The sequence below is a fragment of the Schwartzia sp. (in: firmicutes) genome (assembly GCF_978017985.1).
Window position 1 is genome coordinate 1 of record NZ_CDXDFU010000151.1, and the last position, 4593, is coordinate 4593.

Here is a 4593-nt window from a genome sequence, read left to right on the forward strand (position 1 = left end):
GTTCCAGACCTGCCGGATGACGATACGTCCCGCACGACGTACGGCGTTATCGACCTGACGGACGGCCTGTCGGACCGGTGCACGCCTCGGCTGTAAAAGCTCATCCGGCCGCCCGCGGTAATTCGCAAGCTCCTGCCGTATGATGCCCTCGTCTATGCCAAGAATCCTCGTCAGTCTTCCTATATACTCGTTCTGTTCGACGATATTCGCCTCATAAAGCACCGGCAGCATTTCCTGCAGAGCAGCAGCCTTTCCGTCCATCGAACGAACATCATGGTGCGCGAGAATATAACGTGTCTGATACTCCGTGAGAGGAAGTGCAGACTCTGTCAGCTTCAAAAACGCGTCTTTTCCATGCTTTCGTACGAACTCGTCCGGGTCTTTGCCGTCCGGCACAACGAGTACCTTTACATGCGCCCCTGTTTCCCGCACGATGCCGAGCGCCCGCATCGTCGCCTTCTGTCCCGCTTCGTCGCTGTCATAGCAGAAATAAATCTCCGGCGCAAAGCGAAGAAGAAGTCTGCACTGCTCCAACGTAAATGCCGTCCCCAGAGAGGCCACGACATTCTGTACGCCTGCGTTGTAAAGCGATATGGCATCCATATAGCCTTCGACAAGAATAGCGTATTTCATCCGCCGAATCTCCTGCTTCGCGCGGTCAAGCCCGAAGAGAAGCCTGCGTTTGTTAAAAATCATCGTCTCAGGAGAATTAAGATATTTCGGAGTCGTGTCATCCATCACACGCCCGCCAAATCCAACCACTCTGCCCCGTTCATCAGCTATCGGGATCATAACACGGTTGCGGAACCGGTCATAAACGCCCGTTCCGTCCTGCCGCGCAGTAACGAGTCCGCTTTCCTTCAAGAGCTCCTCGCTGATTCCACGTTTGATGAATGCATCACGAAGCTTTTCATAAGAGTTCGGCGCAAAGCCGAGCTGAAAGGCTTCTATGGTTCCCTGTCCGATACCACGCCCCGAAAAATAAGACAGCCCCGGTGCTCCGTAAGAAGTGCGCGTCAGGCAGCTGTGAAAAAAATCACGTGCCATCGTGAGCACCTTATGCAAATCTGCAATCTTTCGGTCACGGGCCTCTTCTTTCTCTGAACGCTCCCGCTGCGGAAGCGGGATATTTAATTTCTCCGCCTGCATTTTTATGGCGTCGAAATAGCTCACATTTTCTATGAGCGAAATAAATTTGAAGACGTTCCCTCCCGCATGACAGCCAAAGCAGTAAAAGAATCCTTCACTCGGCACGACCGAAAAGGACGCTGTTTTCTCCTGATGAAAAGGACAGCAGCCCCAATATCGATTCCCTTTACGCTTCAGAGGTACATAGGACGCCACCACGCTTAGGATGTCGGACTCGGCCCTAACCCGCGCCACAAATTCATCCATCGCTGCATTTCTCATTACCGTCGATTCACCCCTGGAGTCATTAGAAAGAACTTCTTCTATAATGAACGCTAAAAGATTTTTAATTCTTGTCAGCGGTTCACTTTATCTTATATTCAAGATAAATCCAAAAATTCCTCTTTTGTTCGAAAGATTTTTTTAAAAAAATTCATTTTCATAATTTATCTTGTCATAAACGCAACCGGAGGAACAAATATCTCCTGGAATAGCTGCACAGCATAGCTGTCAGTAAGACCTGCCACATAGTCAACAACGACCTGCTTGCGGCCCCAGCGCTCTTCTCTGGCGATAAATTCCTTAGGAAGCTTTTCAAAGTTATCAAAAAAATACTTGTATAATTCTCTAAGCACAAAGCCTGCCTGTTCACGTTCAGTCTTCAGTGCATCTGAGTGGTAAATATTTTCAAACATGAAATTCCTGAAGGTAGTCATAACCTTCTGCATTTCAGGCGAAAGCTCAATATACTTCAGTTCTGCAGAATTGACAATAAGATCTGAAACAAATCCCGTAATCATCTGCGAATGCGATGTACCCAGAACATCCGTGACACCCTTTGGGAGATCACCTGGCTTCAAAAGGCCTGCCCGTATGCTGTCGTCATAGTCATGACACAGATACGCTATGCGGTCGGCTATGCGGACTACGCGCCCTTCAAGCGTCTTTGGAAGTGTATCTCCTGTATGGTTCACGATACCGTCCTTTACGTCGAAGGTCAGGTTCAGTCCCTTTCCCCCGCGCTCAAGATGCTCCACAACGCGAAGACTCTGCTCATTATGCGCAAAATGCCCCGTAAGCTCGTCCATTACGGCTTCTCCCGAATGGCCGAAGGGCGTATGCCCCACATCATGCCCGAGTCCGATGGCCTCCACAAGATCCTCGTTCAGTCGGAGTCCGCGTGCAATAGTTCTTGATATCTGCGCTACCTCAAGGCTGTGTGTCATGCGCGTGCGGTAATGGTCGCCGGACATGATATAGACCTGAGTCTTATGCTTCAGACGTCGAAAAGCCTTTGAGTGAAGAATACGGTCTCTGTCCCTCTGATATGAGGTACGGAACGGGCATAAATCCACTGTGTTTTTCCGCACAGCTTCCCGGCTTTTTGCCGCTTCCGGCGCAAGGATTTCATATTCCAATGCTTCCGTACGTTCCCGTATTCCGCTCATAAAACCGCTCCTTCCGTTTTCAGCTTTTTTTCCTATTTGATTAGTATTCTACATTTACAAACAATTTCCTTCTTTTATTGAAGGAAAGAACACAAAAAACATATTACCCCGGAAAGAAGGAAAATCTATGAAACCCTTTCGTATTTTTTTGCTGCTTGCATGCCTGCTGATGTCCATGACCGCCGTCACAAGCGCTGCCATGCCGGATATATCAGCCGACAAAACAAAGTTCGACCCGCTCACAATGACTTATGAGCTTACGGGTCATGTACGGGTAGCAACAAGCGACCGCGTAATAACAGCCGACCATGCAAAAGGCACGATGACGACCATGGAGGTATGGGCTGACGGCAACATTACCCTCATGCAGGACGACATAGTTTTCAAAGGAAGCAAACTGTATGTCAACGGCAATGCCCACAACGCCGATATCACCGGCGGGACCACCTACGAACGCTCCACCCTCCTCATCAAATCAGACAACGCAAACTTCAACTGGGATACGAAGCTCGCGGATTTTTCAGGACACGTAAAACGTACAATGGACGGAGAATCCGAAACCTTCAATCACCTGGTCTACAACGTGATGACAGGAGAATTTCTCACCGAGGAATAAAACATATTAAAAAGGTGACGCCGCAGGCGTCACCTTTTTTCATGCAATAAATCTTCTTCAAGTGTTATTTCTTAAGAACAATCTTGCTGAAATCCGCAACTCTGCAGATAAGGTCATCAATGGATTTCAAAAGTCCGAGACGGTTGTTTCGTACCTTTTCGTCCTCAGCCATGACCATGACTGCATCGAAGAAATGGTCGATTGGAGCCGCGAGGTCCTTGAGGGCATCTATAGCGCCCACATAATCCTGACCTTCGACAAGGCTCTCTACAGAGCTTTCTGCGGAAGTGAATGCCTGATACAGAGCTTTCTCCGCATCGTCCTCAAAGAAGGCCTCGCTGACATTATTGCTGTCAGCCTTCTTGGCGATATTGCCGGCACGGACAAACGCCTGAATAACCTGCGTGAGGTCGTTTTCAGAAAGCTCTTTGGATACAGCCTGCGCACGGCAGAACACTGCATAAACATCATCAGTATCTGAAAGAACAGCATCTGCAACGTCGTAAGCGATGTTTTCCTCTTCAAATACGTTTTTAAGGCGCAGACGCATGAACTCAGCAACATCCTGCTGCATCTTCTGACGTGCTTCACCTTCAATTTTGAACTGATCCATAGATTTCTCGACAATATCCGAAATCTTTACGCTGATTTTTTCGTCAATCAGCATGCGGACAAGGCCAAGTGCCTGACGGCGGAGACCAAACGGATCCTGCGAGCCTGTCGGAATGAGTCCGCGGCTGAATGTAGCAACAATATTATCAATCTTGTCTGCAAGGCTGACAACGCGTCCTGCCACTGTTTTCGGCTCTGCATCGCCTGCAAAACGCGGCATGTAATGCTCGTCGATAGCTGCCGCAACATCTGCGTCCTCTCCGTCGAGAAGCGCATAGGAGCGTCCCATCGTACCCTGAAGCTCCGTGAACTCCGTAACCATACCCGTAACAAGGTCGGCCTTTGCCAGCTTTGCCGCACGCATAGCCTTTTTCTTGTCGTCAGCGGAAGCGCCAATCTTGTCTGCGATAAGCTCTGCCAGTTCAACAAGACGGCCCGATTTATCGAATATCGTTCCAAGGCCTTCCTGGAATACAACAGTTTTTGTTTTCTCAAGATGCTGCTCCAGGGATTTCTTGCGGTCCTCATCAAAGAAGAACTGCGCATCTGCAAGACGTGCGCGGAGAACGCGTTCGTTACCGTGATGTACCGTTTCAAGATACTCGCTGCCGCCGTTTATTACAGTAATGAACAGCGGCATCAGTTTTCCGCTTTCATACTTTACCGGGATATAACGCTGATGATCGCGCATCGGCGTGATAACAGCTTCCGGCGGAAGTGCAAGATATTTTTCCTCAAAATGACCGCAGAGAGCCGTCGGATATTCGACGAGATAGTTGACCTCTTCGA

General features: G+C 49.1%; 4 protein-coding genes. 1 reads left to right on the forward strand and 3 read right to left on the reverse strand.

The features are described 5' to 3' along the window. The coding region (gene dnaG, locus ACY69O_RS06900; protein ID WP_462332733.1) for a DNA primase at positions 1–1410 on the reverse strand (1410 nt) is incomplete at its 3' end. A 164-nt stretch (positions 1411–1574) separates the two neighbouring features. Beyond that, complete coding sequence (locus ACY69O_RS06905) at positions 1575–2576, reverse strand: deoxyguanosinetriphosphate triphosphohydrolase (protein ID WP_462332734.1); 1002 nt, start codon at positions 2574–2576, stop codon at positions 1575–1577. A 127-nt stretch (positions 2577–2703) separates the two neighbouring features. Here ACY69O_RS06905 and ACY69O_RS06910 point away from each other — a divergent pair, with 127 nt between their 5' ends. Then, a complete protein-coding gene (locus ACY69O_RS06910; RefSeq protein WP_462332735.1) occupies positions 2704–3192 on the forward strand; it encodes an LptA/OstA family protein in 489 nt (162 codons plus the stop codon). Between the two features lie 64 nt (positions 3193–3256). Here the strand turns inward: ACY69O_RS06910 and glyS are convergent. After that, the coding region (glyS, locus tag ACY69O_RS06915) for a glycine--tRNA ligase subunit beta (protein ID WP_462332736.1) at positions 3257–4593 on the reverse strand (1337 nt) is incomplete at its 5' end.